This window comes from Georgenia sp. Z1344 (genome assembly GCF_057652375.1).
On the sequence record NZ_CM172728.1, the window covers coordinates 2,741,553 to 2,764,778 of the forward strand.

Consider the following 23,226-nt stretch of genomic DNA (forward strand, 5'->3'; position numbering starts at 1 on the left):
CGCCGCCTCCGGCGTCGGTCCCGCCCGCCGGCCTGCCCGACCTGCCGACCTGACCGGCCGACCCCACCGAGACGCCCTGGAGGGCCCCGTGACCGTGACCGACCCCGCCGACGTCGTCGGCCGACCGCTCGAGGAGCTGCCGACCCCGGCGGTCCTCGTCGACCTGCCGACCGTGCGGCGCAACATCGCGCGGATGGCGGGGGTGGCGCGCGGCTTCGGCGTCGCGCTGCGTCCCCACTGGAAGACGAGCAAGTCCGCCGAGGTCGCCCGCATGCAGCTCGAGGCGGGGGCGGTCGGGCTCACGGCGGCGACGGCCGGCGAGGTCGAGGCGCTCGTCGCGGCCGGCGTGCCGGACGTCTTCTGGGCGTACCCGCCCGTCGGTCCGCACCGGGTCGCGACGGCGCTGGGCGCCGCGCGGCGCGCGCGCCTGATCGTCGGGGTCGACTCGCTCGCCTCGGCCCGGCCGCTCGCCGAGGCGGCGGCCGCGCAGGGCGTCGAGGTCGAGGTCCGCCTCGAGGTCGACACCGGCCTCGGGCGCACCGGCGTCGACCCCGAGGAGGCGCCGGCCGTGGCCCGGGACCTCGCGGACCTGCCGGGTCTCGTGCTCGAGGGGATCTTCACGCACGAGGGGCACGTCCAGGCCCTCGGGCCCGACCCGGAGCGGCGCCTCGAGGTCGGCACGGCGGCGGGGCGCCTCCTCGCCGATGTCGCCGACCGGCTGCGTGCGGACGGCCTCGAGGTCGGCAGCGTCTCGGTCGGCTCGACCGCCGGCTCACGGTCGGCCCCGAGCGCCGACGGCGTGACCGAGGCCCGTCCGGGCACCTACGTCTACGGCGACGAGAACCAGGTCGCCATCGGCACGATCGACCCGGCCGACACCGCGACGAGCGTGCTCAGCCGCGTGGTGAGCACGCAGCGGGGCGAGCCCGTCGTCGTCGACGCCGGGATCAAGGCCATGAGCTCCGACCCGAGCATGCACGGCGACGGACGGATCGGCACCGTCGTCACCGACGGCGGGGGAGTCCTCGCCAAGGGGTACGAGGAGCACGGCGTGCTCGGCGGCGCTGCGCCTTTGCAGGTCGGCGACCTCGTCCGGTTCCGCCCCAACCACGCCTGCGGGCTCACCAACATGCACAGCCACGTCCTCGTCGTCGACGGCGGTGTCGTCGTCGACGTCTGGCCCGTCCTGGGCCGTCACTAGAAGGGAACACCCCCATGCAGCAGATCACCTCGCCCGAGGCCCCCGCGCCGGCGGGCCCGTACTCGTCCGGCATCGTCAGCGGGGGGTTCCTCTTCCTCGCGGGGCAGGGGCCGTTCGACGCCGACAGCACCCTCGTCGGCGGCAGCTTCGCGGACCAGGTGCGGCGCACGTTCGCCAACCTCGAGGCCGTCGCCCAGGCGGCGGGGACCTCGATGAGCAATGCCGTGCGCATCGGCGTCTACCTCAACGACATGGCCGACTGGCCCGAGTTCAACGAGGTCTCGAAGGAGTGCCTGAGCGAGCCGTACCCGGCGCGGACCTCGATCCAGGCCGACCTCAGCGGCTTCCTCGTCGAGATCGACGCGGTCGTCGCGCTCGTCCCGGAGGCGTGACCGGCATGGAGCTCCTGCGTATCGGTCCGGTCGGCGGCGAGCGACCCGTGGTCCGGCAGGGCGGCACGACGTACGCGCTGGACGGCCTGACCGCCGACATCGACGGCGACTTCCTCGGCGGCGGCGGGATCGACCGCGTCGCCCGCGCGCTCGAGGCGGGCGAGCTGCCCGAGATGAGCATCGACGGCGCCCGCGTCGGCGCGCCGATCGCCCGCCCCACGGCGGTGATCTGCATCGGCCAGAACTACGCGGCCCACGCGGCGGAGTCCGGCGCCGAGCCCCCGAGCGAGCTCATCGTCTTCCTCAAGCACCCCAACACCGTCGTCGGCCCCTACGACGACGTCGTCATCCCCCCGGGCGCCGAGAAGCTCGACTGGGAGGTGGAGCTGGGCATCGTCGTCGGCCGCGCCGCGCACCGGCTCGCCTCCCGCGAGGAGGCGGAGGCCGTGATCGCCGGGTACGTCGTGTGCAACGACGTCTCCGAGCGCGAGCACCAGCTCGTCACCTCGCTCGGGCAGTGGTCGAAGGGTAAGACCGCGCCGACGTTCTGCCCCGTCGGTCCCGCGCTCGTGCCGGCGGGCGAGCTGGACCCGGGGGACCTGCGGATCTGGTCGACCGTCAACGGCGAGCCGCGGCAGGACTCGACGACGGCGGACCTCATCTTCGACGTCCCCACGATCGTCCACGAGCTCTCGCAGTACGTGCGGCTCGAGCCCGGCGACCTCATCAGCACGGGGACGCCGCAGGGCGTCGCCCTGTCGGGTCGCTTCCCCTACCTCACCGGCGGGGATGTCATGGAGATGGGCGTGGACGGCCTGGGCCACCAGCGCTCGCGCCTCGTGCCCGGCGACGGGAGCGCCGCCTAGCCCCGCCCGTCGTCGTCCGGCTCGTCGGTGCCCGTCGGGCGCCGTTCTCGTCGTCGGCCGTCCGGGCCGGTCCCGGTCGTCGGCCGTGCCTCCGCACGGCCGGTCACCATCGGACCCGGACGGTCGGGCGACAATGGCTCCCATGCCTCGCCTGACGATCCCCGTGCGCCTGCGCTGGTCGGACATCGACGCCTACCGGCACGTCAACAACGCGAAGATGCTCGGCATCCTCGAGGAGTGCCGCATCCAGGCGTTCTGGCAGCCGCGCCAGGGGGAGGACTCGCCCGCGATGGGCCCCGGGTCGGGCACGAACACGCTGATCGCCCGACAGGAGATCGAGTACCTCGCGCCCGTCGAGTACTCGCTCGAGCCCCTGCAGGTGGAGCTGTGGATCTCGCACATGGGCGGGGCGTCGATCGACGTCTGCTACGAGATCCCCGGGCCTGACGGGCCAGCCGCGCGGGCGACGACCACGCTCGTCCTCGTCGACGAGGAGACTGGACGTCCGCGCAGGATCACCGCGGCCGAACGTTCAGCGTGGTCCGAACTCACGGATGCTGCGATACGTTTCCGACGCCGGGACCGAGACACGTCCGACGGTGGCTCGTCGACGGTCGAGAACACGGCCTGAACCCCCTCTGGCCAGCTCGATGGAGAGCCCTCGGAGGCACTCATGTCCCACCATCCCCCCGAACCGCTCGGTCACCACCCCGGGCAGCCCGACGACCAGCACCAGGACTCCGGCCTGCACTCCGCGCAGTCGCCCGGGACCGGCCAGTACGCCGTCCATCCGAGCGCACCGTCGCCCGGCGGTCACGGCGGGTACGGGCCGCCCGGGGGCTACGGCGGCCCCGGAGGCCCCGGCCGGGCGGGAGGTCCCCCGGGCGTCGGCGACCCGTACCGCGCCACAGCCCCGGCGGACGCCGCGAAGGGGTTCTTCGCCAAGCTGTTCGACCTGTCCTTCAACGACTTCATCACCCTGACGTTCGCGAAGATCATCTATGTGCTGGTCATCGGGATCGCCGCGATCGGCTGGCTCATGCTCGTGGTCACCGGCTTCGCGACGGGAGAGGCGATGCTCGGCATCCTCGCCCTCCTGCTCGGCTGGGTGCCGGCCCTGCTCTACCTCGTCCTCGTCCGCGTCGGCCTCGAGTCGGCGATCGCGCTCATCCGGACGGCGCAGAACACGACCGACATGGTCCGCCGGGCCTGACGGCAGCCCCGGGGTCCCGGTGCCCCCGCGCCGGGACCCCGCGTGCTCCCCGGTCCTCGCGTGCTCCCGGGGTCTTGCCCGCCCTCGGGAGATCGCATGCCGCGGGGGACGTCTGGGCCGCGGGGACCCGGGTGCGGTGCCGGCGCGCACGAGGCCCGAGCCCGCGCCCGATCGGGCACGTCCTGCCCGGGCGCGCCTCGTCGTCGTGCAGGTGTCTATCGCAGGGACGGCCGGCGCCACTGCTCGCCGGGACCCGACCCCGAGACGTGCGGCTGGGGCTCGGGCACGCGGACCATGCCCTCCTGCCCGATGGTCGACACGAGCGCGCCGGAGCGGTCGTAGACCTCGGCGGTCCCGAGGCCACGGCCGCCCTGCGCGGACGGCGAGCGCTGGACGAACAGCAGCCAGTCGTCGACCCGCAGCTCTCGGTGCCACCACATCGAGTGGTCGAGCGAGGCCATCGAGAGCCCGTCCGTGCGCCACGTCAGTCCCTGTCGACGCAGCACCGGCTCGAGCATCACCTGGTCGCAGGCATAGGCGAGCAGGGCGCGGTGGAGGAGCTGGCTGCTGCCCTCGGGCAACGGGGCACGAGCCCGCATCCAGAGCATCTGCGTGTCGGACCTGTCCGGGTCCGGCCCCAGGTAGATGCTCGGCCCCACGTGCCGGATGTCGAACGCCGCGGTCGAGGACATGAACCGCGCGACGGGGTGGTCGACGGACTCGAACAGGTCGATCGCGCTCGGCAGCGTCTCCGGGTCCGGCGCGTCCGGTGCGGGGTCGTGGTGCTCGAGCCCCGGCTGGGTCTCCTGGAACGAGAAGATGATCGACAGGATCGGCTTCCCGCCCTGGAATGCGTGGCTGCGGCGGGTGGAGAACGAGCGGCCGTCGTGCAGGCGCTCGACGGCAAGGGTCACCCCGTGGTCGGCGTTGCCCGGGCGCAGGAAGTAGCCGTGGGCGGAGTGCAGCAGGCGTGGGCCGTCCCCGTCGTCGACGAGCGTGTCGTCGGCCGCGAGGATCGCCTGGGCGAGCACCTGCCCGCCGTAGATCCGCCCCGACAGCTGCGGCAGGGACTCCGCCGCGTACGTGTCGTCGCCGGTGCGCTCGAGGCGCATGGCGTCGAGGATGCGCCGCATCTGCTCCGAGTCGCTGCTCGGGACGTCGAGCACGCCCGACCGGTCGCCCGGCGGGGGAGGCACCGAGGGCACGCCGACGTGCGTCGTCTGCTCATCGCTCACGGCCGCGGCTCCAGCGTGTTGATCATCGCGTCGGCGGCGCGGACGAAGTAGTCCCACATGGCCTGCTCGGACTCGGGGTCGAGCCCGGCGTCGTCGAGGGCGGCGCGCATGTGCGTGAGCCACCGGTCCCGAGCGTCCGGGGTCACGCGGAACGGCGCGTGACGCATCCGCAGACGCGGGTGGCCGCGCTCCTCGGAGTACGTGGTGGGCCCGCCCCAGTACTGCTCGAGGAACATCCGCAGGCGCCGCTCGCCGCCCTCGACGTCGCCCTCGTACATCGGCGCGAGCACCTCGTCCGTGGCGACGCCCTCGTAGAAGCGACGGGCGAGCAGCTCGAAGGTCTCGTGGCCGCCGAGGCGGGCGAACAGCGCCGCGCGCTCGGCCAGCTGGGTCGATCGGTCGCTCGTCGTCATCGCCCCATTGTCACCCGTGGAACCCTTGCGGCAACACGGCACAACCTCACGGCGTCCGCCGTTCTGCTCTGGCAGGATCATGATGTTCCACCGAACCTCGACGGCCGGCCAGCGCGGGCCTCACGTAAGGAGCTCAATGATGGACGCCGACGACGCCGTGGCACCCTCGCAGGCCCTCGCGCGTCTGGCGGACCTCAAGGGGGTCGCCACCGAGTTCTGGGACTTCCACGGGAAGCACCGGACGATCAGCGCGGCCACGATCCGGTCGGCGCTGCGGGCCCTGGGTGTCCCGGCGGACACCGACGACGAGGTCGCCGAGTCCCTCGAGGAGCACGAGCTGGCGCCCTGGCGCGAGGTCCTGCCCGACTCGGTGGTCGTGCGGCAGGGGCACGAGTCCCGGCTGTCGGTCTACGTCCCGCTGGGCACCGACGTCCACGTCGAGGTGCGCCTCGAGGACGGCGAGCGGTGGGAGCTGAGCCCCGCGGCCGAGCCGCCCGAGATGCGGGAGGTCGACGGCCGCACGCAGTCGAGGGTGGAGTTCGTCGTCCCCGCCGACCTGCCGCTCGGCTGGCACACGGTGGTCGCCAAGCCCGCGGGTGCTCGGCGTCGTCGTGCACCCATGGCCGTGACGCCGGACCGCCTGCAGCTTCCCGAGCTCGAGGGCGGCCGCGGCTGGGGGCTCAGCGCCCAGCTGTACTCCGTGCGGTCGCGCCGCTCCTGGGGGCTGGGGGACGCCGCGGACCTCGCCGAGCTGGCCGCGCTCGCCGGGGGTTCCGGCGCCGACTTCATCCTCATCAACCCGCTGCACGCCGCGCAGCCGGTGCAGGGGATGGAGACGTCCCCCTACCTCCCGGTCACGCGCCGGTTCGTCAACCCGATCTACCTGCGCCCCGAGGAGATCCACGAGGCCACCTACCTCTCCGGCCCCGAGCGCTCGCTCGTGCAGTGGGCGGCGGACGAGGTGCGCCCCCTCAACGAGACGAACGAGCCCCTCGACCGCGACGCCGTGTGGGCGGCCAAGCTCCAGGCGCTCGAGGTGATCTTCGCCGCCGGCCGCAGCGCCGCGCGGCAGCAGGCGTTCGAGCGGTTCCGGGCGGACGAGGGCGAGGGCCTGGAGGACTTCGCCCTGTGGTGCGCGCTGCTCGAGGACCAGGCCGGCGAGCCGTGGCCGGTCGAGCTCACCGACCCCGCAAGCCCGCAGGTGGCGCTCAAGCGCTCCGAGCTCGCGGACCGGGTCGAATTCTTCGCGTGGCTCCAGTGGGTGCTCGACGAGCAGCTCGCGGCGGCGCAGCGCGCGGCAACGGAGTCCGGCATGCGGCTCGGCATCATGCACGACCTCGCCGTCGGGGTGGACTCCCAGGGCGCCGAGCGCTGGTCCGGCCAGGAGGTCTTCGCCGCCGGCATCGAGGTCGGCGCGCCGCCGGACATGTACAACCAGCAGGGCCAGAACTGGTCCCAGCCCCCGTGGCGGCCCGACGCTCTCGCGCGCACCGCCTACGCCCCGCTGCGGCAGATGCTGCGCACAGTGCTGCGCCACGCCGGCGCGATCCGGGTCGACCACGTGGCCGGCTTGTTCCGCCTGTGGTGGATCCCCACCGACGGCGGGGCCGACCAGGGCACCTACGTCAGCTACGACCACGAGGCGATGGTCGGCGTCCTGCTGCTCGAGGCGCACCGCGCGGGCGCGGTGGTCATCGGGGAGGACCTCGGCACGGTCGAGCCCTGGGTGCGCGACTACCTCGAGGAGCGCGGCGTCCTCGGCACGCAGGTGTTCTGGTTCGAGAAGGACGAGGACGGGCGGCCGAAGGAGCCCGCGGACTACCGGCGGCTCGCGCTCGCGACCGTCGACACGCACGACCTGCCGCCCGTCGCGGGGTACCTCGCCGACGAGCACGTCGACCTGCGCGAGCGCCTCGGCCTGCTGGTGGAGCCGGTCGAGCAGGTCCGGGCCGAGTCCGCGCTCGAGCGTCGCCGCACCGTGGAGCGCCTGCGCGAGCACGGGCTGGTCGGCGAGGACCCCTCGGAGCGCGAGATCCTCGAGGCGCTGCACGCCTACGTCGCCGCGACGCCGAGCTACCTCGTGGGCGTCTCGCTCGTCGACGCGGTGGGGGAGCGGCGCGCCCAGAACCAGCCCGGAACGCACACCGAGTACCCGAACTGGAAGGTGCCGCTCGCCGACGGCACCGAGCAGGTGGTCCTCCTCGACGACCTGCACGCCCACCCGCGCGTCCGCTCGCTCGTGGCGACGGTCGAGCGCGCGATGGGCCGCCAGGGTCGCTGACCCGGGCGCGGGTGCCTGCTCCGGCCCTCGACGTAGGGAATCGGGCGGTGAGTGCGGGGATCCGGTCCCCGCACTCACCACCCGATCGCCGCATTCGTCGCTGAGGGTGGTCGCCGGGCTGGTGCTTCACCGGCGGCCCCCTACCTCAGCGGCCCGCGTCGACCGCCTGGGCGCGTACCGCGCGCTCCGCCGTGTCGAGCCGCTCGGCGACGAGGCGGCGCAGGGCGGCCGGCGCGTCGGCGTTCGCCTCGAGCCAGGCGCGGGTCTCGGCCACGACGTCGACGCCGGCCTCGTCCGCGCGTCCCGCCAGTGCGGCCGGGAACGCGAGCGTGGCCACGTTCTGCGCCATCTCGTTCGTCTGCTCGGTCCACACCCGCACCAGCGCGTCGAGGTAGCGGCGCACGTACGGGGCGAGGAGCTGCGGGTCACGCACGTCGGCGAACCCGAGGGCGGCGTACCGCTGCTGGGTGTTCGGCAGGTTCGCGGCCTCGACGATGTTCTCCCACACCCACTGCTTGGCCTCCGCGGTGGGGCGGGCGGCCCGGACCCACACGGCGTACTCGCGGCCGGTCGCCGACGGGTCGGCCGCGAGGGCCGCCTCGACGTCGTCGTCCGTGACGGCCCCGGCGAGCGCGAGCCCGCGCAGGACCTCCCACCGCTGCTGGGCGTCGACCTCCTGGCCGGCCAGAGGCGCGGTGCCGTCGACCCAGCCGCGGACGGTCGCCACCTGCTCGTCGGTGACCACGAGCTGGGCGGCCGCCCGCGAGAGCTGGAGCTGGGCGTCGGACCCGGCCTCGGCGAGGACCGCGAGGTCGTCCGCCACGGCGGCCCGGACCTGGTCGCGCGTGGTCGGGTCGGAGTACCGCTCGACGGCGGTGCGCACGTTCGCGAGCAGCACCCGCATCGCGGTGGGCTGCTGCTCGGAGGCCAGCGCCCGCAGCGCGAGGTCGAGGTACCGGCTCGCGGCCCACTGACCGTCACGCGTCATGTCCCACGCGGACGCGAGCACGAGGGTGCGCGGCATCGCCTCGGCGAACGCGTCGACGTGCTTGGTGGCCGCGGCGAGCGAGCGGTCGTCGAGCCGGACCTTGGCGTAGGAGAGGTCCTCGTCGTTGACGAGCAGCACCGCGGGCCAGGGCCGGCCCACGATCTCCGGCAGCTCGGTGCGCGCGCCGTCGACGTCGACCTCCTCGGACCAGCTGCGCACGAGCCGTTCGCCGTCGAGCTCGTACCCCGCCACCGCGAGCCGGTGCGGGCGCTGGACCGGGTGCGCGTCCGGCACGGACTGGAGGATCGCGGCGGTGGCGATCCGCTCGACGCCCTCGTCGTCCTTCTCGGTCGTCACCTCCGGCGTGAGCGTCGTGACGCCGGCGGACTCGAGCCACACGGTCGACCACGCCCGCAGGTCGCGCCCGGAGGCGGCCTCGAGCTCGACGAGCAGGTCGGACAGCTCGGTGTTGCCGAAGGCGTGCGCGGCGAAGTAGCGGCGCAGGCCCGTGAGGAAGGCGTCCTTCCCGACGAAGGTGACGAGCTGGGTGAGGACCGAGGAGCCCTTGGCGTAGGTGATCCCGTCGAAGTTGACCTCGACGTCCTCGAGGTCCTCGATCGACGCGACGATCGGGTGGGTCGTCGGCAGCTGGTCCTGGTCGAGCGCCCAGGCCTTCTCCAGCGACGTGAAGGTCACCCACGAGTCGTCGATCCCCAGGCCCTCGGCGGCGGCGAGGTGGGACGCGTACTCGGCGAACGACTCGTTGAGCCACAGGTCGTTCCACCACCGCATGGTCACGAGGTCGCCGAACCACATGTGGGCGAGCTCGTGGAGGATCGTGATGACGCGGCGCTCGCGCACGGCGCCGGACACGGGCCCGCGGAAGACGTAGTTCTCGAGATAGGTGACGAGGCCGACGTTCTCCATCGCGCCCGCGTTGAACTCCGGGACGAACACCTGGTCGTACTTCGTGAACGGGTAGGGGCGGTCGAACGCCTCCTCGTAGAAGGCGAAGCCCTGGCGGGTGACGTCCATGATCGTCTCGGCGTCGAGGTGCTCGGCGATCGAGGCGCGCGCGTAGACGCCGAGGGGGATCGTCCGGCCGTCGCTCGAGGTGAGCTCGCCGGTGGTCCCGGCGTACGGGCCGGCGACGATCGCCGTGAGGTAGGTCGAGATGCGGGCGGTGGGGGCGAACGTCCAGGTCCGCGCGTCGGCCTCGGAGTCGCCGTCGGCACCGGGGTCGACCGGGGCGTCGCTCACCTCGGCGGCCGCCTCGTTGGAGAAGACCGTCCAGCTCGCGGGGGCCGTGACGACGAAGCTGAACTCGGCCTTGAGGTCCGGCTGCTCGAAGCACGCGAACACGCGACGCGCGTCGGCCACCTCGAACTGCGAGTAGAGGTAGACGTTCTCGTCGACCGGGTCGACGAACCGGTGCAGGCCCTCGCCGGTGGTCATGTAGGCGCCGTCGGCCTCGACGACGATCTCGTTGGTCTCCGCGAGGCCCGTCAGCTCGATGCGCGAGTCGGCGAACGCGGACGTGTCGACGTCGGACCCGTTGAGCGTGATCCGGTGGACGACCGGCGCGATGAGGTCGAGGAACGTGGACGCGCCGGGGGTGGCCGCGAAGGTGAGCGTCGTCGTCGAACCGAACACCTCGGGTCCACGGGTGAGGTCGAGCTCGACCCGGTAGGTCTGCGTGGCCACGACGGAGGCGCGCTCGGCGGCCTCCGCCCGGGTGAGGTTCTCTGCGGGCACGAGGGCTCCTGTGGATCGGGGGATGACGCACCGGGACCGCCGTGGTCCCGGCCGGGCGCAGGAGCGCCGTCAGGCAGCGTAACCGCGTCCGGGCGCGGGCCGCCGTCGACACCCTGTGCCGCTCCCGCCGACCGGCCCGACCCCGTGGGACGATGAGGTCATGACGGACTCCGCCTCGTTCCAGCCGCACGACGTCGACCTGTTCTTCGACCCCCACTGCCCCTGGGCGTGGATGACCTCCCGCTGGCTCACCGAGGTCGCCGAGGCCCGCGGGCTCAACCTCCACCTCCACCTCATGCCGCTCGTCATCGTCAACGAGGGCAAGGACGTCCCCGCCGACTACCGCGCGGGCCTCGACCGCCAGTGGGGCGTGGTGCGCGTCTTCCAGGCCGCCAAGGAGCGCCTGACCGCCGAGCAGTTCGCCGCGCTCTACACGGCCGTCGGCACGAAGTTCCACCCGGAGGACCGCAAGAGCGAGGAGCTCGCGGTCGTGACCGAGGCGCTCGCCGAGCTCGACCTGCCGGCGGACCTCGTCGAGGCCGCCGAGGACTCCTCTCTCGACGAGGCCTTCCGGGCGACGACGGCCACCGCCCAGAAGCTGGTCGGCGACGACGTCGGCGTGCCGGTCATCAAGTACGGCGACGGCGCGTTCTTCGGCCCGGTCGTCACCCCCGCCCCCACGGGCGAGGACGCGCTGCGCCTGTGGGACGGCTTCGCGCTCGTCGTCTCCGTGCCCGGGCTCTACGAGCTCAAGCGCACCCGGACCTCGGGTCCGATCCTCGCCTGACCCCCTGATCGACCCGACGCGTGCCGGCGCACCGGCACGGCGGTTCGTCCCCGTCCCCTGAGAAGGAGTCCCATGCGGCACGGTCGCACCCTCGGCGCCGGCGCGGCGCTCGTCCTCGCGGCGGCGCTCGCCGCCTGCTCACCCGTCGAGAGCCTCGACGACGAGGAGACGAGCGAGTCCCAGGAGTCCCCGTCCGGGTCCTCGAGCTCCGAGGGTCCGGCGGAGGAGGAGACCGAGGAGTCGAGCACGGCCGACGACGACGAGGGCGCCGGGTCCGCCGCTGAGCCCAACGGCCCCGCGGAGGACGAGCCCAGGGACTCCCCGAGCGACGGGGCCGGCGAGGAACCGACCTCCGAGGAGGGCGACGACGACGCGGAGGGCGAGGCGCCGGCCGCCGACGGCGAGCGGATCACGATCGAGCACGACGCCGGCACCGTGTCCTACGCGCTGCCCGAGGGCTGGAACGACCTGTCGTTCGCCTACGAGGGCCACCCGACGATCGTCCTCGGCGCCGCCCCCCTGGAGACCGCCGCCAACGGCACGCAGCTCACGCTCACGGCGATCGAGGGCGGAGCCGGCTCGTTCGAGGCCTACCGCGAGGCGCTCGAGGCCCAGCGGCCGCCGGACGCCGAGATGTCGGAGGCCGACGCGATCACCGTCGACGGTTCCTCGGTACCCGGCCTGCGGGTGGAGATGTCGACGCCGACGGGCGGGTTCGTCCAGTACACCTACCCGATCTACACGGACGGCTACCAGTGGGAGCTCCAGTTCGCGATGGACGCGGGGGACGAGGAGGCGGACCTTCCGGGCCTTCGTCAGGTCGCGGAGTCGATCGACATCGAGTAGACCCGCCAGGCCCCGGGTGATTCGGACGGACTCCCGGTGATGCCGGACGGTCGCGGTCCGACAGGTAGTCCGACCTGGTCAGACGTCCCCATGACAGCGGTTCACCGGACCTCGACCGGCGGATCAATCTGACGTCAGGACAACGCGAAAGATCTCCCCCCGCCACGCAGCCACCGCCACTCTCGCCCTCGCCGCCACGCTCACGCTCGCGGCGTGCGGTGGTGACGACGAGGTTGCTCCCTCGCCCGACGACGACGCCACGACGACCGAGCCCTCGGAGCCGGCCGAGGAGCCGTCGGAGGACGAGGACAGCGACACCGAGGACGACGCGGCCGAGGCGCCCAGCGAGGACGCCCCCGCGGAGGACGAGGACACCGAGGACGACGCGGCCGCCGCCCCGAGCGACGACGCGGCCGAGGCGCCCAGCGACTCCGACGAGCAGGCCCCGGGCGCCGGCGCGACCGGCGAGCTCCCGCAGGTCGAGGTCACCTGGCCCGACGAGTGGGTCGACATGTCCGACCAGGTCCCGGAGCAGCCCGGCATGGGCATGCAGATCTACGGCGTGCCGAGCCAGGACGGCTTCTCGATGAACGCCGTCATCACGACCTACCCGGCGGGCACCGCCCCCGCGGGCTCGTCCTACGGCGACGTGCTCGTCCAGGAGCTCGGCGGCGACTCCGGCTCCCTCAACGAGGTCGGCGAGCGCGACATCGACGGCCACACCGCGACCGGCTACCAGCAGGACGCGAGCGAGTCCGGCTTCACCTTCCGCCAGCGGCTCTACGGCGTGGTCCTCGAGGACGGCAGCATCGTCGAGTTCGTGCTCTCGGCGGAGGTCGACGAGATCACGGAGGGCATGGAGCTCTTCGAGTCGGTGCTCGACTCGGCCACCATCAACTGACCCGAGACCACCAACGACTGACGTCCGACGTCGCCCGCGGCCCGGGACCCCTGCAGGGGTCCCGGGCCTCGGTGCGTCCGCCGATCTGTGGAACCGTCGAACCGCGGAACCATGGGGAGAACTCGCCGCACGACGCATCTTGTCACCGTGTGCGGGATGAGAGACTTCGGCCATGCAGATCTCGACGTCCCCCCGCCACGCCGCCGCCGCGGCCCTCACCCTCGCGACCGCCCTCACCCTCGCCGCCTGCGGCGGTGACGACGACTCCGCGATCGCGCCCTCGCCCGACGAGAACCCTCCGGCGTCCGAGCCTGCCGAGGAGAGCGAGCCCACCGACGAGGAGACCTCCGAGACGGAGAGCGAGCCGGCGGAGGAGACCGAGCCTGCCGAGGAGACGCAGCCCGCCGACGAGGAGACGAGCGAGGACGGCTCCGACGACGCGACGGAGGAGCCGACCGAGGAGGGCTCCGACGCCGCCGCGGGGTCCGGCGACGTGCCCCAGGTCGAGATGCAGTTCCCTGAGGGCTGGACCGACGTGAGCGAGCAGCTCGCCGCCGGCACGGCACCGCTCGAGGTGCAGGCCTACGCGGTGCCGGACGCGGAGCCCGGGACCTTCACGTCCAACATCGTGGTCGTCGCCTACCCGGCCGGCACCGTCCCGAGCGGCTCGTACCGCGATCTTGCCGAGCCGCAGGTCGCGGACCCCTCCAGCCTGCGCGACCTGCCCGAGCGCGAGATCGGCGGGCACCCGGCCGAGGGGTACTCGACCGACGCGTCGCAGCAGGGCATCACGTACCGCCAGCAGCTATACGGGGTCGTCCTCGAGGACGGCAGCGCCGTCGAGATCGTGTACTCGGCGGGCATCGAGTCCGTCGACGAGCACCAGGAGGCCTTCGAGGCGGCGCTCGACTCGGTCGTCATCAACTGACCGACGCCTCCGCCTCCAGCTCGTCGTGACGAAGGATCCGGCCGTGAGTGTTCCCGCCGCGCGTCCGACCGGCCCGCAACCGTCCGCCTCGTCTCCCACCGCTCCGCGTCCGTCCGCCCGACGTCTCGGCGTCAGCGCTCTCGCCCTCTCCCTCACGTTCGTGCTCGCCGCCTGCGGCGGGGACGACGACTCGACGCCCGGCCCCGCTCCCGAGCCGCCGGCCTCGGTCGGCGCGCCCGAGGGCACCGTGGCCCCGAGCGAGGCGGCCCCGAGCGGGGAGACCTCGACCGGGGAGACGCCTTCGGAGGACGAGAGCGCCGAGGAGTCCGGCACGGACGACGCGACCTCCGCACCCGAGGAGTCGAGCTCGGACTCGCGCGTGACCGGGTCGGCCGGTTCCGACGACGACGCCGTCGAGCCGGGTGATCCGGCAGCCGTCGGGGACGGCCGCGTGACGGTCGCACTGCCCGAGGAATGGGAGGCTCAGCCCCAGGAGCCGGGCAGCGGGGGGGCAGGAGGAGACGCTCAGCGCGCTGACCCTCACCGGCCCCGCCGACGTCCGGATCACGCTGTGGGAGCCGGGCTACTGGGGTGACGACTACGCCGAGTCGATGGTGGATCACTGCCGCTCCACGCCGGACGGGCCCGGGCAGGACGCGGCGCTCATCGAGCCGCGGGAGATCCTCGGCACCGAGGCGGACGGGTACGAGGTCACCATCGTCTTCGAGACCGAAGGCGTGGAGGACCAGCTTCTGCACGGCTACGGGCTGATGACGGAGGACGACCAGTTCCTCGAGGTCGTCGTGGGTGCACCCCAGGCCACGTTCGGCGAGTTCGAGCCGGATTTCCAGGCGATCATCGACTCGATCTCGGTCGACTGAGGGGCGTCGACGGGTACCTCCGCGGCGTGTCGCGTGCGGTTCATCTCACGGCGGGCAGGGATGCGAGATCGCGCCGGTGGTGCAAGCGTGGGGGCGATGAGCACCCGACCGACGCACGTCCGCGCCGCCGCAGCACTCGCTGCGACCGCGGGTTGTGCGCTCCTCCTCGCCGCCTGCGGCGGGGGCGAGGACGACTCCGAGAGCACGTCGGGGGAGACCCCCTCGACGGAGAGCTCGGGCGAGTCGTCGTCCGAGTCGTCGTCGGAGTCGTCGTCGGAGAGCCCGACCGCCGAGCCGTTCGACGGCCCGGAGGTCGAGATCACCTGGCCCGAGGGCTGGGAAGACCTGTCGCCGTACATCTCGACCACCCCCGAGGGGGCCGAGGTCCAGGCGTACGGCGACCCGACGAACCAGTTCGCGACCTCCGTCGTCGTCATGTCGTTCGGGGAGTCCACCACCGAGGGTCGGTCGTACGCCGAGATCCTCGAGGAGCAGGGGACCGATCTCGCCGAGCTCCTCGAGCTGCCCGGACGGGAGGTGGACGGAACCCCCGTCACCCCGTACGAGCGCGTCACCGACCCCGGGACCGGCTCGGTCGTCCAGCACCTCTACCCGGTCGAGCTCGACGACGGCGGTCTCGTGGAGATCACCCTGGTCGCCGAGGAGACCGAGTTCGCCAGCCTCATACCGACCTTCGACGAGATCCTCGCATCCGTCGTCATCGACTGAGTGAGGAAGGTCCCACGGGGAGATCTCCCCGTCGATCCTTCCCGTACTCGACAGACCCCTACCGGAAAGTGGTTCACATGAACATCACCCACAAGCCTGTCCGTCGCTCCCTCGTCGCGGCCGCCGCGCTCGGCGCCGGCCTCACGCTCGCCGCCTGCGGCGGGGGCGACGACGAGGAGACGACCACCACCGAGGAGGAGGCTCCGGAGACCGAGGAGGAGCCCGAGGCTCCCTCGGACGGCGGGGAGACCGAGTCCGACGCCGCCGAGACCGGGTCCGAGACCGAGTCCGACGACGCAGCGGGCCTCCCCCCGGAGACCGAGAGCGAGGCCGGTTCGGCCGGCGCGGCGCCCGGCGGCGAGTCCGAGAGCGGCGCCACCGGCGAGGAGCGCATCGAGATCACCTGGCCCGAGGGCTGGGAGGACCTGTCCGCGGCCGCCGGCGAGATGCCGATCCCGGAGGGCGTCGAGGAGATGCACGCCTACGGCACGACCGACTCGGCCAGCTTCGCCACGAACGTCACGGCCATCCGTTACGCGCCCGGCATCATGGGCGACGGCTCCTACATCGAGCTGCTCGAGCAGAGCGGCCAGGACACCTCGGCCTACACCGAGCTCGAGCCGCGCGACATCGACGGGAACGAGGCCGAGGGCCTCGAGTTCGAGCAGGACGCCCAGGGCACCGCCATCGTGCAGCGCGCCTACGGCTTCCAGCTCGAGGACGGCTCGTTCGTCGAGATCGTCCTCTCGTCCTCCGCCGACGAGTTCGAGGCCAACGAGGAGGACTTCAACGCGATCCTCGACTCGATCACGATCAACTGACCCGCTGAGGTGAGGTCCTGAGGGACCGCCCCGCAGGTCGCACGACGGCGTCGCCCACCTCGGGCGGCGCCGTCGTCGTGCGTGATGGGTGTCGGCACGAATGGTGGGGGAGCCCCGTGCGGATCCCGGTCCCACGCCTGTGGCGCCCTGATGCACAGTGGAGGGCATGAGGATCATGCACACGCCTGTCCGTCGATCCCTTGTCGCGGCCGTCGCGCTCGGCGCCGGCCTCACGCTCGCCGCCTGCGGCGGGGGCGACGACGAGGAGACGACCACCACCGAGGACTCCCCGCAGACGTCGGAGGAGCCCGAGGTCACGTCGGGCGGCGCGGGGGACGGCGCGGAGTCCGGGTCCGACGACGGCGCCGAATCGGGCTCCGGGTCCGAGACCGGGTCCGACGACCCCGCGGGCCTGCCGCCCGAGACCGGGAGCGAGTCCGGCTCGGCCGGCCCCGGTGGAGAGTCGGGGAGCGCTGCCGCCGAGGAACGCATCGACATCACCTGGCCCGAGGGCTGGGAGGACCTGGAGACCGACAGCGCCGGCCTGCCCCAGGGGGTGGCCGAAACCCACGCCTACGCGCTCGACCCGGCCGAGCCGTTCCCGACCGGGGCACGCGTCATCCGGTACGCGCCCGGCACGATCGGCGAGGGCACGTTCATGGAGCTGTTCGCGCAGAGCGGCCAGGACACGTCGGAGTTCACCGAGCTCGAGCCGCGCGACATCGGCGGGCACGAGGCGGAGGGCATCGAGACGACGCAGGACCTGGGCGACGGCGAGATGCGCCAGCGCGCCTACGGCTTCCCGCTCGAGGACGGCTCGTACGTCGAGATCTCGGTCCAGTCCCCGGTGGACGACTTCGACAGCCACGAGGAGGACTTCGAGGCGATCCTCGACTCCATCGAGATCAGCTGACCGGCCGAGGGCCGTCCCGAGGGACCGCCTCGCGGGTCGCACGACGGCGTCGCCGATCGCGGGTGGCGCCGTCGTCGTTCGTCGTGGTGCGCCGTCCCGGTGGATGTGGACAGGTGGCGGTTCGGAGCGGACGTGTGGATGACGAGCCGCCCGAGGTGCTGCGCGCGGCCAGCCTGGCCGCATGCGCACACGCACACGCACACGCTCCGGGTCCAGCAACGCCGCTCGCGGCACCTCCCTCACGGCGCTCCTGCTCGCCGCCGGCCTCGCCCTCGCCGGGTGCGGCGACGGCGAGCCGACGGGCGCGTCGGACGGGACGGTCGCGCCCGACGGGGCCCGGTCCTCAGAGTCCGGGGCCGGGTCGGACACCCCGCCCGACGACGACGAACGACCGGTGGATCCCGACCCTGGCTCCGACACCTCGCCCTCGTCCGTACCCGCACCCGAGCCCGATCCGGAGACCGAGGAGACAGAGACGAGGACCGGCTCCGCATCGGAGGACGCGGCGCCGTCCGGCGACCGCGCCCCGGCACCGGACGGGGCGCTGGCCCTCTCGGTGACCTACCCGGACGCGTGGGAGGAGCAGTCCGCCGCGGCGGCGAACCTCCCGCCGGGCTCGCTCGCCATGGCCACAGCGACCGCGGACGGCACGATCGCCGGCTCGACGGTCGTGGTGGAACCGGCCGACGGTCCGGTCGCGGACATGCCCGGCCTCCTTGCGGCGCGCGGGAACGACCCGGCGAGCATCGTCGAGGCGGGGACGCGGGACGTGGCCGGCGAGAGCGTGACGCGCTGGGAGGCGCGCAGCACGTCGGGGGAGTGGGACACGATCGCCTATCCGGTGCCAGGACCGGACGGCGTCGTCGTGCTCGTCATGTTCGTCGTCACCGCCGAGAGGACCGACGTCGTCGAGGAGGACGTCGCGACCGTCCTCGACTCCCTGGCGCTCGGGTGACGTCGGAGGTCGGGACGGCGACTGCGGCGCACCGCCGTCGTGGCGGCGATGCGCCGTCCTGCGCGACTGTCGGCCGCGCGCTGCCCGCCCGGCTCACCAGATGGCGACGCGCTCCTCCGGGGCCCGGTAGCCACCGTCGCCCGGCTGGACGTCGAACGCCCGGTGGAAGGCGTCGAGGTTGGAGGCCGTGACGTTCGCGCGGAACTCGTCGGGGGAGTGCGGGTCGGTGGACATCTGCGTGCGCAGCACCTCGTCGCGGTGCTTCGAGCGCCACACGCGCGCCCACCCGGTGAAGAAGCGCTGCAGGCCGGTGCGGCCGTCGACCACCGGAGCGTCGTCGAGGCTGTCGACCCCCTGCGCGCGCAGGGCGATCGCGTAGGCCTTGAGGCCGATGTCGAGCCCGCCGAGGTCGCCGATGTTCTCGCCGACGGTGAGGGCGCCGTTGACCGAGACCTCCGAGCTCTCGCCGAGCTGGGCGGGCACGAGGCCGTCGTACTGGGCGATGAGGGCGTTCGCGCGCTCCATGAACCGCTCGCGGTCCTCGTCGGTCCACCAGTTCTCGAGCTGGCCGTCGGGGCCGAACTTCGAGCCCTGGTCGTCGAACCCGTGCCCGATCTCGTGGCCGATCACCGTGCCGATGCCGCCGTAGTTGAAGGCGTCGTCGGTCTCCGGGTCGAAGAACGGGGGCTGGAGGATCGCGGCCGGGAAGACGATCTCGTTCCACACCGGGTTGTAGTACGCGTTGACGGTCTGCGGCGTCATCAGCCACTCCCGCCGGTCGACCTCGCCGCCGTAGCGCGACATCTCGTCGTCCCACCAGTACGCGCGCCCGGCGCGCACGGTGGCGACGAGGTCGCCCTCGGTCACGGTGAGGCCCGAGGAGTCGCGGACGATCTCCGGGTACCCGATCTTCGGGTTGAACGCGGCGAGCTTCGCCTGGGCCCGCTCCTTGGTCTCGGGGCTCATCCAGTCCAGCCCGTCGATCGAGACGCGGTATGCCTCGACGAGGTTGGTCACGAGCTCGTCCATGCGCGCCTTGTGCGTGGGCGGGAAGTGCCGCGCGACGTACAGCCGGCCGACGTCCTCGCCGAGCAGGCCCTCGACGAGCCCGACGCCCCGGCGCCAGCGCTCGCGATTCTCCTGCGCGCCGGTGAGCGTGCGCCCCGCGAAGTCGAACCGCTCGGCCACGATCTCCTCGGTGAGCAGGGACGCACGGGAGGCCGCCGCGTGGAAGGACAGCCAGACCTTGAGGTCCTCGAGCGGCGTCTCCGCCCAGGTCTGCGCGGCGCCGACGAGCGCGGACGGCGTGGCGACCAGCAGCTTGAGCTCGCCCTCGGGCAGGCGCAGCCCCGCGTGGTAGGCGTCCCAGTCGAGCCCGGGGGCCGAGCCGGCGAGCTCGACGAAGGACATCGGGTTGTCGATCTTGTCCGCCTCGCGGGTGGCGACGACGTCCCAGTGGTGCGCGGCGATACGCGTCTCGAGCGCGAGGATCCGCTCCGCGGCGCCCGCGCCCTCCCCGGCCTCGACGGCACCGACGAGCTCGAGGAGCCGGGCGACGTGCCCCGCGTACGCCTCGCGTACGGCGGCGTGCTCCGCCTCGCGGTAGTAGGCCTCGTCCGGCAGGCCGATGCCGTCCTGCGCGAACCACACGAGGTAGTCCGGGTCGGAGATGCCGGGGGAGACGTCGATGCCGGCGATGCCGGAGACGCCCGTGCGCTGGAGCTCGCCCATGACGCGGGCGAGCGAGGAGTGGTCGTCGGCACCGCGGACGAGTGCGAGGTCCGCCTCCAGCGGGGCGGCGCCGGCGGCCTCGATCGCGGCCTCGTCCATGAACATCGCGTACACCGCGCCGATCTTGGGCGCGGCACCCGCGGGGTCGGGGTTCTCCGCGGCGGCGTCGGCGCCGGCCTCGGCGACCGACCCGGCGTCCTCGCCCGTCGCGGCCGCCTCGCCGAGCTCCTCGATGAGGGCGCGGACCCGCTCCTCGGAGCGGTCGCGCAGGTCGACGAACCCGCCGATGCGCGCGCGGTCGGACGGGATCTCGGTCTCGGCGATCCAGCGTCCGTTGACGTGGCGGAAGAGATCGTCCTGCGGGCGGACGCCGCGGTCCACGTAGCTCTCGAGGTCGACGGGCTGCTCGGTGCTCGGTGAGGTCATGGCATCCAGCGTATGCGTGGCATGCCGCGTGCCACACTGTGCGCCATGCGCGTCCACATCGCCGCCGACCACGCCGGCTTCGAGCTCAAGTCCGCCCTCTCGGCCCACCTCGCGTCCGCCGGTCACGAGGTCGTCGACCACGGCGCCGAGACCTACGACGCCGAGGACGACTACCCCGGCTTCTGCTTCCAGGCCGGGGAGGCGGTTGTCGCTGACCCCGGCTCGCTCGGGGTCGTCATCGGCGGGTCCGGCAACGGCGAGCAGATCGCCGCCAACAAGGTGCGCGGCGTGCGCGCCGGTCTGGCCTGGTCGGTCGAGACCGCTCGCCTGACCCGGGCGCACAACGACGCCAACGTGGTCGGCGTCGGCGCCCGCATGCACACCCAGGAGGAGGCGTTCGAGATCGTCGACGCCTTCCTCGCCGAGCCGTTCTCGGGCGAGGCGCGCCACCAGCGGCGCATCGACCAGGTGGCCGAGCTCGAGTCGTGAACGGATAGAGGGGCAACGGCATGAGGTCCATGAGCACGACGACGAACCGCCCGGCCGCCCCGCGCCGTGCCCCTGCGCTCGCGGGCGCCTCGCTCGCGACCGCACTGGTCCTCGCCGCGTGCGGGGGCGATGACAACGACGACACCACCGACGCCGCCACGACCGAGGCGCCGCCGGCAACGACCGAGCCGGCTGAGTCGGAGAGCTCCGACGGCACCGGCCAGGACGACGGCGGTTCGGAGACCGACTCCGACGCGGCTCCGTCCGACGAGGGCGAGGCCGAGGCTGAGGCCTCCTCCCGGGCGGACGAGGCAGCCTCCGATGCGGACGAGGCGGCCTCCGACGCGGGTGCGACCAGCGGCGAGGGCACGCCCGGCGGCATCGCCCCGGTGTCGCTGGTCTGGCCCGCCGAGTGGATGGACCTCACCGACATGCTTGCGCCGCCGCCGGAGGGCGCCGAGATCGAGATGGTCGGCTCCTCGGGGACGCTGATCTACCCGGCCGGGGTGCTCACCGTCTACACCGCCGAGTTCGTGGACGGTCGCAGCTACCTCGAGCTCGTGGAAGCCGACGGCGCCCCCGCCGACGCGCTCACCGAGATCGAGCCCCGCGAGGTCGCCGGCCAGACCGTGACGCCCTACGAGGTCGACCTCACGCCCTACAGCTTTCCGGCGATCCAGCGGATCTACCCGCTCGAGCTCGCGGACGGTGCGATGGCCGGGCTCACGCTGACGGCACCCATCGAGGAGCTCGAGGCGGCCGAGCCCCTGTTCGAGGCGATCCTCGACTCTGTGACGATCGAGGAGTAGCGCGTGGACGGCCGCCCCGCGCCGCTCGTGCTCCTGGGCGGCAGTGGCCTGGGCGGGTGGATCTGGGAACGCGTGACGCCGCTGCTCGAGGCGGCCGGCCACCGGGTGGTCACCCCGCGCCTGCGCGGCATCGACGGCGACCCGACCCCGGCCGCCGAGGTGACGCTGACCTCCTGGGTCGACGACGTCGTCGCCGCCCTTGAGACGGTCGAAACGGATGACGCCTCAGGTGCCGAGAGTGCGGGTGAGGGCCCGGATCTGGGCTCGCCGGGAGTCGAGAGTGCGGCTCAGGGTCCGCCCGGCCCGGAGGGCGTGACGATCGTGGCCCACTCGTTCGCGGCCTTCATCGTCGCGGGCGTCCTCGCCCGGCAGCGCGCGAGCACGCCTCCACCAGCGACGAGTGAGCGGATCTCGGCCCGGACTCCCGCGACGAGTGAGGGGATTCCTGCCCCGCGCACGACACCGGTCCGCAGCGTCGTCATGATCGACGCCGTCCTGCCGACGCCCGGCCGCTCGTGGTTCGACCAACAGGGACCCGGCGCGTCGGAGGTCATGCCGCTGCTCGCCGTCGACGGCGCGACGCCCTGGTTCACCCGCCAGGAGATCGACGCCCTGTTCCCCGGGCACGGCCTCACCGACGACGACTACGCATGGATGGCGGAGCGGGTGAGCGGCCAGCCGCTGGGCACCTACGCCGAGCCGGCCGCCGACCTCGAGCTGACGGACGCCGGGTTCGACCTCGGCTACGTGCGCTGCCTACGGACGGACCCGCCGACGTCGCACGTCACCGCCGAGAGCCCCGGCTGGCGCTACCGGGAGATCGACGCCGGCCACTGGCCGATGGTCACGGCGCCCGACGAGACCGCGCGCGTCATCCTCGATCTCGTGCAGTCACAAGGTTTGTCCAGGGAATGATCGACATCCGCCCACCTGAGGCAGACGACCGCTCCTGACCGCCTCAGCGGCGACGGGCCGAGCCCCGCACGCTGAGCGCGGCGCAGAGCGCGGCCAGGAGGACCACCGCTGCGGCGAGCGGCCCCGACAAGATCGCCGCCACACCCACCGCCGGACCCTGGACGAGCCAGGCGAGCGGCAGGTCGAGCCCCTCGTCCCGGCCGGCGATCGCCTGGACGCGCGCGGCCTCCGCCGCGTCACCCGGCTCGAACAGCGAGCGGCGCCAGGCCACGGTGGCGAGCGCGTCGGCGATCGCCGACGCCGCCCACCACGCGCCGCCCGCGACCAGCGTGGTCCACACGACCGGCGACACCCCGGTGAGCGCCGCCCCGGCGAGCCCGATGACGGGGCCGAGTGCCGCCGTCGTGGCAGCTCCGGCCGCGAGGCCGAGCCGGGAGGACCGGCGACCGAGGTGCCGGACGAGGAGCACGCCGAGCGCCGACGCGATGAGCCATCCGACGGCGACGACGAGCGCGAGGAGCCCGGCGCGCGCGCCGTCCCCGGTGACGAACGTGCCGACGAGCCCGACGACGAGGGGCACGGCGGCGATCGTGCAGACGAGCGCGGAACGGGTGCGTGAACGGCGGGCGGCGGCGGTGAGCTCGGCGCGGACGTCGATGTGCTCGTGGGGCACGGAGTCGTCGCAGTGTGAGCAACCAGCCCCGTGCGCGTCGGCGGAGGCGGGCGTGGGGAGGGTGGAGGAGGACATGAT

General features: G+C 73.3%; 24 protein-coding genes. 19 read left to right on the plus strand and 5 right to left on the minus strand.

All coding sequences use genetic code 11. The annotated features are described in order from the left end of the window. Positions 1 to 88 precede the first annotated feature (88 nt). From AC24FB_RS12520 to AC24FB_RS12540, 5 genes are all read left to right on the plus strand, one after another. Positions 89 to 1,201 carry an alanine racemase gene (locus AC24FB_RS12520; RefSeq protein ID WP_425714940.1) on the plus strand — a complete coding sequence of 371 codons (1,113 nt, stop codon included), beginning with the start codon at positions 89 to 91 and terminating at the stop codon, positions 1,199 to 1,201. Between the two features lie 14 nt (positions 1,202 to 1,215). Continuing rightward, the gene (locus AC24FB_RS12525) at positions 1,216 to 1,593 is read left to right on the plus strand and encodes a RidA family protein (RefSeq protein ID WP_425714939.1); all 378 of its coding nucleotides are present in this window, start codon (positions 1,216 to 1,218) and stop codon (positions 1,591 to 1,593) included. Between the two features lie 5 nt (positions 1,594 to 1,598). After that, positions 1,599 to 2,459 carry a fumarylacetoacetate hydrolase family protein gene (locus AC24FB_RS12530; RefSeq protein ID WP_425714937.1) on the plus strand — a complete coding sequence of 287 codons (861 nt, stop codon included), beginning with the start codon at positions 1,599 to 1,601 and terminating at the stop codon, positions 2,457 to 2,459. A gap of 142 nt (positions 2,460 to 2,601) precedes the next feature. Next, the gene (locus AC24FB_RS12535; protein WP_425714936.1) at positions 2,602 to 3,090 is read left to right on the plus strand and encodes an acyl-CoA thioesterase; all 489 of its coding nucleotides are present in this window, start codon (positions 2,602 to 2,604) and stop codon (positions 3,088 to 3,090) included. Between the two features lie 42 nt (positions 3,091 to 3,132). Further along, positions 3,133 to 3,672, plus strand: coding sequence for a DUF4282 domain-containing protein (locus tag AC24FB_RS12540; protein WP_425714935.1), 540 nt, complete (start codon positions 3,133 to 3,135; stop codon positions 3,670 to 3,672). Between the two features lie 215 nt (positions 3,673 to 3,887). On the opposite strand, the gene AC24FB_RS12545 is transcribed toward AC24FB_RS12540, so the two are convergent. Continuing rightward, on the minus strand, positions 3,888 to 4,805 hold the full coding sequence (locus AC24FB_RS12545) for an acyl-CoA thioesterase (protein ID WP_463654185.1): 918 nt from the start codon (positions 4,803 to 4,805) through the stop codon (positions 3,888 to 3,890). A gap of 98 nt (positions 4,806 to 4,903) precedes the next feature. Then, the gene (locus AC24FB_RS12550) at positions 4,904 to 5,320 is read right to left on the minus strand and encodes a globin (protein WP_425714933.1); all 417 of its coding nucleotides are present in this window, start codon (positions 5,318 to 5,320) and stop codon (positions 4,904 to 4,906) included. Between the two features lie 136 nt (positions 5,321 to 5,456). On the opposite strand from AC24FB_RS12550, the gene malQ reads away from it, so the two are divergent. Continuing rightward, entirely contained in the window at positions 5,457 to 7,601 is a 2,145-nt protein-coding gene (gene malQ, locus AC24FB_RS12555; protein ID WP_487560225.1) for a 4-alpha-glucanotransferase, read from the plus strand. A gap of 145 nt (positions 7,602 to 7,746) precedes the next feature. Here the strand turns inward: malQ and pepN are convergent, their stop codons facing one another. Beyond that, entirely contained in the window at positions 7,747 to 10,344 is a 2,598-nt protein-coding gene (gene pepN, locus AC24FB_RS12560) for an aminopeptidase N (protein WP_425714932.1), read from the minus strand. A 160-nt stretch (positions 10,345 to 10,504) separates the two neighbouring features. On the opposite strand from pepN, the gene AC24FB_RS12565 reads away from it, so the two are divergent. The 10 genes from AC24FB_RS12565 to AC24FB_RS12610 all read left to right on the plus strand — a co-directional run bounded on the left by AC24FB_RS12565 (position 10,505) and on the right by AC24FB_RS12610 (position 18,105). Then, on the plus strand, positions 10,505 to 11,131 hold the full coding sequence (locus AC24FB_RS12565; protein WP_425714931.1) for a mycothiol-dependent nitroreductase Rv2466c family protein: 627 nt from the start codon (positions 10,505 to 10,507) through the stop codon (positions 11,129 to 11,131). 72 nt (positions 11,132 to 11,203) lie between these two features. After that, complete coding sequence (locus AC24FB_RS12570; protein ID WP_425714930.1) at positions 11,204 to 11,977, plus strand: hypothetical protein; 774 nt, start codon at positions 11,204 to 11,206, stop codon at positions 11,975 to 11,977. A gap of 511 nt (positions 11,978 to 12,488) precedes the next feature. After that, positions 12,489 to 12,878 carry a hypothetical protein gene (locus tag AC24FB_RS12575; RefSeq protein ID WP_425714929.1) on the plus strand — a complete coding sequence of 130 codons (390 nt, stop codon included), beginning with the start codon at positions 12,489 to 12,491 and terminating at the stop codon, positions 12,876 to 12,878. A gap of 172 nt (positions 12,879 to 13,050) precedes the next feature. Next, positions 13,051 to 13,806: a hypothetical protein gene (locus tag AC24FB_RS12580; protein WP_425714928.1), complete on the plus strand. Its 756-nt coding sequence runs from the start codon at positions 13,051 to 13,053 to the stop codon at positions 13,804 to 13,806. Between the two features lie 43 nt (positions 13,807 to 13,849). Beyond that, positions 13,850 to 14,401: a prolipoprotein diacylglyceryl transferase gene (locus AC24FB_RS12585; protein WP_425714927.1), complete on the plus strand. Its 552-nt coding sequence runs from the start codon at positions 13,850 to 13,852 to the stop codon at positions 14,399 to 14,401. A gap of 16 nt (positions 14,402 to 14,417) precedes the next feature. Further along, a complete protein-coding gene (locus AC24FB_RS12590) occupies positions 14,418 to 14,687 on the plus strand; it encodes a hypothetical protein (RefSeq protein ID WP_425714926.1) in 270 nt (89 codons plus the stop codon). A 96-nt stretch (positions 14,688 to 14,783) separates the two neighbouring features. Beyond that, complete coding sequence (locus AC24FB_RS12595) at positions 14,784 to 15,416, plus strand: hypothetical protein (protein ID WP_425714925.1); 633 nt, start codon at positions 14,784 to 14,786, stop codon at positions 15,414 to 15,416. Positions 15,417 to 15,493: 77 nt separating this feature from the next. Then, a complete protein-coding gene (locus AC24FB_RS12600; RefSeq protein ID WP_425714924.1) occupies positions 15,494 to 16,237 on the plus strand; it encodes a hypothetical protein in 744 nt (247 codons plus the stop codon). Between the two features lie 166 nt (positions 16,238 to 16,403). Next, a complete protein-coding gene (locus AC24FB_RS12605; protein WP_425714923.1) occupies positions 16,404 to 17,150 on the plus strand; it encodes a hypothetical protein in 747 nt (248 codons plus the stop codon). A gap of 181 nt (positions 17,151 to 17,331) precedes the next feature. After that, positions 17,332 to 18,105 (plus strand): hypothetical protein, encoded by a 774-nt coding sequence (locus tag AC24FB_RS12610; RefSeq protein ID WP_425714922.1) that lies wholly within the window; start codon positions 17,332 to 17,334, stop codon positions 18,103 to 18,105. Between the two features lie 93 nt (positions 18,106 to 18,198). Here AC24FB_RS12610 and AC24FB_RS12615 read toward each other — a convergent pair whose 3' ends face one another. Then, positions 18,199 to 20,262: a M13 family metallopeptidase gene (locus AC24FB_RS12615; RefSeq protein ID WP_425714921.1), complete on the minus strand. Its 2,064-nt coding sequence runs from the start codon at positions 20,260 to 20,262 to the stop codon at positions 18,199 to 18,201. 45 nt (positions 20,263 to 20,307) lie between these two features. Between AC24FB_RS12615 and AC24FB_RS12620 the strand changes: the two genes are divergently transcribed. The 3 genes from AC24FB_RS12620 to AC24FB_RS12630 are packed head-to-tail and all read left to right on the plus strand — an operon-like array spanning position 20,308 to position 22,475. Next, complete coding sequence (locus AC24FB_RS12620; RefSeq protein WP_425714920.1) at positions 20,308 to 20,751, plus strand: ribose-5-phosphate isomerase; 444 nt, start codon at positions 20,308 to 20,310, stop codon at positions 20,749 to 20,751. Between the two features lie 29 nt (positions 20,752 to 20,780). Continuing rightward, positions 20,781 to 21,560: a hypothetical protein gene (locus AC24FB_RS12625; protein ID WP_425714919.1), complete on the plus strand. Its 780-nt coding sequence runs from the start codon at positions 20,781 to 20,783 to the stop codon at positions 21,558 to 21,560. A 3-nt stretch (positions 21,561 to 21,563) separates the two neighbouring features. Next, entirely contained in the window at positions 21,564 to 22,475 is a 912-nt protein-coding gene (locus tag AC24FB_RS12630) for an alpha/beta fold hydrolase (protein WP_425714918.1), read from the plus strand. A gap of 43 nt (positions 22,476 to 22,518) precedes the next feature. Here AC24FB_RS12630 and AC24FB_RS12635 read toward each other — a convergent pair whose 3' ends face one another. Beyond that, positions 22,519 to 23,223, minus strand: coding sequence for a hypothetical protein (locus AC24FB_RS12635; RefSeq protein ID WP_425714917.1), 705 nt, complete (start codon positions 23,221 to 23,223; stop codon positions 22,519 to 22,521). Positions 23,224 to 23,226 lie beyond the last annotated feature (3 nt).

Bases quoted from the DNA above. Each gene is read 5' to 3' on its own strand.
- malQ (WP_487560225.1), top strand. From the start codon at position 5,457: ATGATGGACGCCGACGACGCCGTGGCACCCTCGCAGGCCCTCGCGCGT.
- AC24FB_RS12545 (WP_463654185.1), bottom strand. From the start codon at position 4,805: ATGCGGCGCATCCTCGACGCCATGCGCCTCGAGCGCACCGGCGACGAC.
- AC24FB_RS12635 (WP_425714917.1), bottom strand. From the start codon at position 23,223: ATGTCCTCCTCCACCCTCCCCACGCCCGCCTCCGCCGACGCGCACGGG.
- AC24FB_RS12615 (WP_425714921.1), bottom strand. From the start codon at position 20,262: ATGACCTCACCGAGCACCGAGCAGCCCGTCGACCTCGAGAGCTACGTG.
- AC24FB_RS12625 (WP_425714919.1), top strand. From the start codon at position 20,781: ATGAGCACGACGACGAACCGCCCGGCCGCCCCGCGCCGTGCCCCTGCG.
- AC24FB_RS12525 (WP_425714939.1), top strand. From the start codon at position 1,216: ATGCAGCAGATCACCTCGCCCGAGGCCCCCGCGCCGGCGGGCCCGTAC.
- AC24FB_RS12540 (WP_425714935.1), top strand. From the start codon at position 3,133: ATGTCCCACCATCCCCCCGAACCGCTCGGTCACCACCCCGGGCAGCCC.
- AC24FB_RS12605 (WP_425714923.1), top strand. From the start codon at position 16,404: ATGAGGATCATGCACACGCCTGTCCGTCGATCCCTTGTCGCGGCCGTC.
- AC24FB_RS12530 (WP_425714937.1), top strand. From the start codon at position 1,599: ATGGAGCTCCTGCGTATCGGTCCGGTCGGCGGCGAGCGACCCGTGGTC.
- AC24FB_RS12600 (WP_425714924.1), top strand. From the start codon at position 15,494: ATGAACATCACCCACAAGCCTGTCCGTCGCTCCCTCGTCGCGGCCGCC.
- AC24FB_RS12620 (WP_425714920.1), top strand. From the start codon at position 20,308: ATGCGCGTCCACATCGCCGCCGACCACGCCGGCTTCGAGCTCAAGTCC.
- AC24FB_RS12550 (WP_425714933.1), bottom strand. From the start codon at position 5,320: ATGACGACGAGCGACCGATCGACCCAGCTGGCCGAGCGCGCGGCGCTG.
- AC24FB_RS12580 (WP_425714928.1), top strand. From the start codon at position 13,051: ATGCAGATCTCGACGTCCCCCCGCCACGCCGCCGCCGCGGCCCTCACC.
- AC24FB_RS12610 (WP_425714922.1), top strand. From the start codon at position 17,332: ATGCGCACACGCACACGCACACGCTCCGGGTCCAGCAACGCCGCTCGC.
- AC24FB_RS12595 (WP_425714925.1), top strand. From the start codon at position 14,784: ATGAGCACCCGACCGACGCACGTCCGCGCCGCCGCAGCACTCGCTGCG.
- AC24FB_RS12575 (WP_425714929.1), top strand. From the start codon at position 12,489: ATGTCCGACCAGGTCCCGGAGCAGCCCGGCATGGGCATGCAGATCTAC.
- AC24FB_RS12535 (WP_425714936.1), top strand. From the start codon at position 2,602: ATGCCTCGCCTGACGATCCCCGTGCGCCTGCGCTGGTCGGACATCGAC.
- AC24FB_RS12590 (WP_425714926.1), top strand. From the start codon at position 14,418: ATGGTGGATCACTGCCGCTCCACGCCGGACGGGCCCGGGCAGGACGCG.
- AC24FB_RS12565 (WP_425714931.1), top strand. From the start codon at position 10,505: ATGACGGACTCCGCCTCGTTCCAGCCGCACGACGTCGACCTGTTCTTC.
- AC24FB_RS12570 (WP_425714930.1), top strand. From the start codon at position 11,204: ATGCGGCACGGTCGCACCCTCGGCGCCGGCGCGGCGCTCGTCCTCGCG.